Raw genomic sequence first — 4288 nt, 5'->3', positions numbered from 1 at the left:
TGGCTGAACAGATGACGACAGTGTCCGCCATTCAACTGACATTCATGTGCCACACGTAACAGGCTAATTCTCTTCCACAAAATGGCGACTGGACCGGTGGCCAGGCCGAATACGTGCTGGTGCCGTACGCCGACTTCAACCTGCTGAAACTGCCGGACCGCGACAAGGCCATGGAGAAAATCCGTGACCTGACCTGCCTCTCCGACATCCTGCCAACCGGTTACCACGGCGCCGTCACCGCCGGCGTCGGCCCGGGCAGCACCGTTTACATCGCGGGTGCCGGTCCAGTCGGCCTGGCGGCCGCTGCATCTGCGCGTCTGTTGGGCGCGGCCGTGGTCATCGTCGGCGACGTCAACACCATCCGCCTGGCCCACGCCAAGGCCCAGGGTTTTGAAATCGTCGACCTGTCCAAAGACGCGCCGCTGCACGAGCAGATCGCCGCGCTGCTGGGCGAACCGGAAGTGGATTGCGCAATCGACTGCGTCGGCTTCGAAGCCCGCGGTCATGGCCATGACGGCGTCAAACACGAAGCCCCGGCCACCGTCCTCAACTCGCTGATGGGCGTAGTGCGCGTAGCCGGCAAAATCGGCATCCCCGGCCTCTACGTCACCGAAGACCCGGGCGCCGTCGACGCCGCCGCGAAAATGGGCAGCCTGAGCATCCGCTTCGGCCTCGGCTGGGCCAAATCCCACAGCTTCCACACCGGCCAGACCCCGGTGATGAAGTACAACCGCGCACTGATGCAAGCGATCATGTGGGACCGCATCAACATCGCCGAAGTGGTGGGCGTGCAGGTGATCAGCCTGGATCAGGCGCCGGAAGGGTATGGCGAGTTTGATGCGGGCGTGCCGAAGAAGTTTGTGATTGATCCGCATAAGTTGTTTAGTGCGGCGTAAGCTTTCATGAAATTAAAAAGGGCGACTGAGTGTCGCCCTTTTTAATTGCCTTTTTTGAGCTATCCAGGCTATCGGTTCTGATAGTGTTTGCGGAATGGGCGGGGTTTAGGTTTGTAAGTGTGATTGTGTTTTTAGTGATTTTTCCGTTTATAGAGTTAAATGCTAGCTTTGTAAGTTCCGTTTCGCTTTGGTTTTTTGTGATTGCAAGCGAATTGATTAATCGGAGTGCTTGTTTGTTTTCACTATCTATTATGTTTTTTAGAACTGCTTCTTGGTGGTCGACTGTCAGAATTTGTTCAGGGGAAGATGTTTGTAATATGTTGGTGTTGTGATGCAGGGGAGAGGTGGTTGTCACAGGTTGGACGTTCTTGGTTTGTTCTGCTTTTTTGTATTTGCCCAAAAGAAAATCATTCGTTGCGAATTTTCTATTTGTACTGTGCGTTGAAGGAGGCTTCCAGAATTTCAACTTGTTCAGTATCAAGTGAATATATGAACGCCCGCTTGGGTCGCTGTTATTCCTGGGATCCCCCCCCACAATACGCATACCCATTCACCCCACCCTCCCCAAACGGACTCCAACTGTCCGGGCTGTTGAACCGCATCAACACCGGGTTAAACGCCCGATAACCATTACCCAGCAAATACCACCCCGTCACCGGATCCGGCCGTTCGCCGTTGAAGCCGAGCAGGCTGAGCAGGCCGTTTTCCGCCGGGCGGTGGCCGTAGGGACTGTAGGCGAGGGGATGTGGGCGGGTGGCGTCGAGTGCGTTCAGCACCGAGCGCTGTTGATCCGTGGCCAGCAAGCGGGTTTGCGTGGTGCCGCTCTGGTGTTGTTGCTGCGCCAGCAGTTGATCGTCGTGTTGCATGATCGAGCGTTGTACCGCGCCTTGAATCTCGGTGCTCAGGCGGTCTTTCAGGTAGAAGCGCTGGGCGCTGGTTTGTGCTGAAGGTGTGGTATCGACCAGCCGATCCAGCGGATCGTAGTGGTAGCGGCAAAGCAGCGTTTGGCGATTGGGCAACATGGCGGGCGTCCTGAATGAGGTATTCGATTCAGGGTTTTACTGTCGCGCAATCGGCCGAAACTGCCTACTAGCAGAACTGATAGGTCTGTAGGAGCGAGCACGCTCGCGATGGTCGTTAACGATAACGCGGGCTGTCCGGGAGCCCGTATTGTCTGGGCGTTTCTCGCGAGCTTGCTCGCTCCTACAGATGGATCGGGTTACAGCGCCGCTAATGCCCCTTGATACAGGACCGGCCCTGTTGGTTGTCCCGTTGGCGAGCCGCCCTTCGGTTCAAGGCTGACGGCCAGGGCAATCGGTTTGCCGATCAGTGCCTTCTGCGATTCATTCATTTCAACCTTGCCTTTGCCACCTGCCGGAATCACGCCGAGGGACACCGGTTTGCCGTCGGCCGGGATGGCCCACAGTTCGAGGCTTTGCTGCGGCCCGATGGCTGCCAGTGTCAGCGGTTCGACCTGCAGATAGTTTTCGTGGGCCTGAACGCTCAACGCAGGCTGTGCGTCGGCGTTGACCAGCGTGGCGCTGTAGCGGGCGTCGTCGCGGGTGTAAAGCATGCCTAACGTGACGGCGATGACCAGGGAGCAGACCGCCATGGTTATGCGCAGCCAGTTCCAGAACGGTCGTTTTTCAGGCACATGCAGTACTTGCGGTTCGATCCGTGCGGTGATGCCCTGCCACACGCGCTCCGGCACGGGATGTTCCGGGAGTGTTTCGGTAAGACTGGTCAGGCTCTGCTGCCATTGCGCGAGCTCGGCGCGCAAGGCCGCATCTTCGCGCAACATCTGTTCGAATCGCCGGCGTGCGGTCGGGGGCATCAGGCCGATGGCGTAGTCGGCGGCGAGGGCGCGGCGCAGGCTCGGGGTTCGATAGTTCATGATTCAAGGCACCTGCGCAGGCGCTCCATGCCTCGGCGGATCCACGACTTCACCGAGCCCAGCGGTGCGGCCAGATGATCGGCCAGTTCCGAACAGGAAAGGCCCTGAAAGTAGGCGACGGTAATGGACTGGCGCTGCATGCCTTCGAGGCTTTCCAGGCAGCGGTTCAGGGCGCTGGCCTCGCGGGCGCTGTTCAATTGTTCGTGAGCGGACGGACTTTCATCCTCCAGCGTCAGTGCTTCGGTGTCGCTCAGTGGCCGCTCGCGGTGTTTGCGCAACTGGTCGATGGCCTGGTGGCGGGTGATGTTGATCATCCAGGTCAACGGCGCCGACAGGTGTGCCTCGTAACGCGAGGCGTTGTTCCAGATGCGCACGAAGCTTTCCTGCAACACCTCTTCCGCCAGATCGGGACGGCCCATGAAGCGCAGGGCTACGCCATGCAAACGCGGGCCAACGCTGCGGTAGAGCGCTTCGAACGCGTGGCGGTCTCCCAGTGCACAGCGGGCCAGGAGTTGCCTGAGTTGATCGGCGTCGGTAATGGAAATGGCGGTTCTCCAGGCAATCGGAGTGCTGGCGGTGGGCTGCGTGCGGTGCCCAGAGGTTAGTTCACGGCACGCAGCGTTTCCATTCACGGGCGGATTCCCCCGAAAGCATCCGCCGACCCTGCACGGCAGGGTCGGCACTCATACTCAGCCTTTGGGCAGCAGGACTTTGTCGATGACCTGAATCACACCGTTGGACTGGTAAACGTCATAGGTAGTGATGTCGGCGACGTCACCCTTTTCATCCTTGATGGTGATGTTGTGCGGGCCGTTCATCATCGCCCACAGCTTGCCGCCGGCCACTGTGGTGAGTTCGGTCTTGCCGCCACCGGCCTTGATCTTCTCGGCCAGGGTCGACATGTCGAGTTTGCCGGCCACCACGTGGTAGGTGAGGATTTTGGTCAGGGTGGCTTTGTTTTCCGGTTTCAGCAGGTTGTCGACGGTGCCGGCGGGCAGGGCGGTGAACGCCGAGTTGACCGGGGCGAACACGGTGAACGGGCCTTTGCCCTTGAGGGTGTCGACCAGGCCTGCGGCTTTCACGGCGGCGACCAGCGTGGTGTGGTCGGCGGAGTTGACCGCGTTATCGACGATGTCCTTGCTCGGCAGCATGGTTTGGCCGCCGACCATGACACTGTCGTGGCCCATGGTTGCCGCTTGCACGGGGCTCAAGGCGAATCCGCCGCCAAGGGCCAGGGTCAGCAGGCTGGCCATCAACGGGGTTTTGATCGAAGTGCGTTTCATGGTGGTGATCCTCGTCGCAAGATTCGGCCAGGAAAGTCTGTCCGTGCTTGATATACGTGGCTCGGGCTCGACCGGATGCAGCGCCGCGAAATTTTTTCTGTACCCCTGTAGGAGCGAGGCTTGCCCGCGATGGTCGTCAACGATAACGCGGGAAACCTGATGCCCCGCGTTATCGTTGACGACCATCGCGAGCGTGCTCGCTCCGAAAGGGGAGG

The 4288-nt window shown here is 59.5% G+C and carries 5 protein-coding genes and 1 pseudogene; 1 reads left to right on the top strand and 5 read right to left on the bottom strand.

All coding sequences use genetic code 11. The features are described from left to right. Positions 1 to 83: 83 nt before the first annotated feature. Positions 84 to 896 (top strand): annotated as a pseudogene (locus tag ACQKP2_RS31910) (zinc-binding dehydrogenase); the annotation flags it as partial. Positions 897 to 900: 4 nt separating this feature from the next. Here ACQKP2_RS31910 and ACQKP2_RS31905 read toward each other — a convergent pair. The 5 genes from ACQKP2_RS31905 to ACQKP2_RS31885 form a co-directional block, all read right to left on the bottom strand. After that, on the bottom strand, positions 901 to 1446 hold the full coding sequence (locus tag ACQKP2_RS31905; RefSeq protein ID WP_427582254.1) for a hypothetical protein: 546 nt from the start codon (positions 1444 to 1446) through the stop codon (positions 901 to 903). Next, positions 1409 to 1918 (bottom strand): RHS repeat-associated core domain-containing protein, encoded by a 510-nt coding sequence (locus tag ACQKP2_RS31900; protein ID WP_427582253.1) that lies wholly within the window; start codon positions 1916 to 1918, stop codon positions 1409 to 1411. The genes ACQKP2_RS31905 and ACQKP2_RS31900 overlap by 38 nt, the downstream gene beginning before the upstream one ends. Positions 1919 to 2115: 197 nt before the next feature. Next, positions 2116 to 2790, bottom strand: coding sequence for an anti-sigma factor (locus ACQKP2_RS31895; protein ID WP_427582252.1), 675 nt, complete (start codon positions 2788 to 2790; stop codon positions 2116 to 2118). Then, positions 2787 to 3422, bottom strand: coding sequence for a sigma-70 family RNA polymerase sigma factor (locus ACQKP2_RS31890; protein ID WP_427582251.1), 636 nt, complete (start codon positions 3420 to 3422; stop codon positions 2787 to 2789). Before ACQKP2_RS31890 ends, ACQKP2_RS31895 begins: the two co-directional genes overlap by 4 nt. 57 nt (positions 3423 to 3479) lie before the next feature. After that, complete coding sequence (locus ACQKP2_RS31885; protein ID WP_427582250.1) at positions 3480 to 4073, bottom strand: fasciclin domain-containing protein; 594 nt, start codon at positions 4071 to 4073, stop codon at positions 3480 to 3482. Positions 4074 to 4288: the final 215 nt, after the last annotated feature.

The organism is Pseudomonas sp. NPDC089569, from assembly GCF_050280625.1.
Taxonomy (GTDB): Bacteria; Pseudomonadota; Gammaproteobacteria; order Pseudomonadales; family Pseudomonadaceae; genus Aquipseudomonas.
This window is presented reverse-complemented; position numbering and strand designations above follow the sequence as displayed.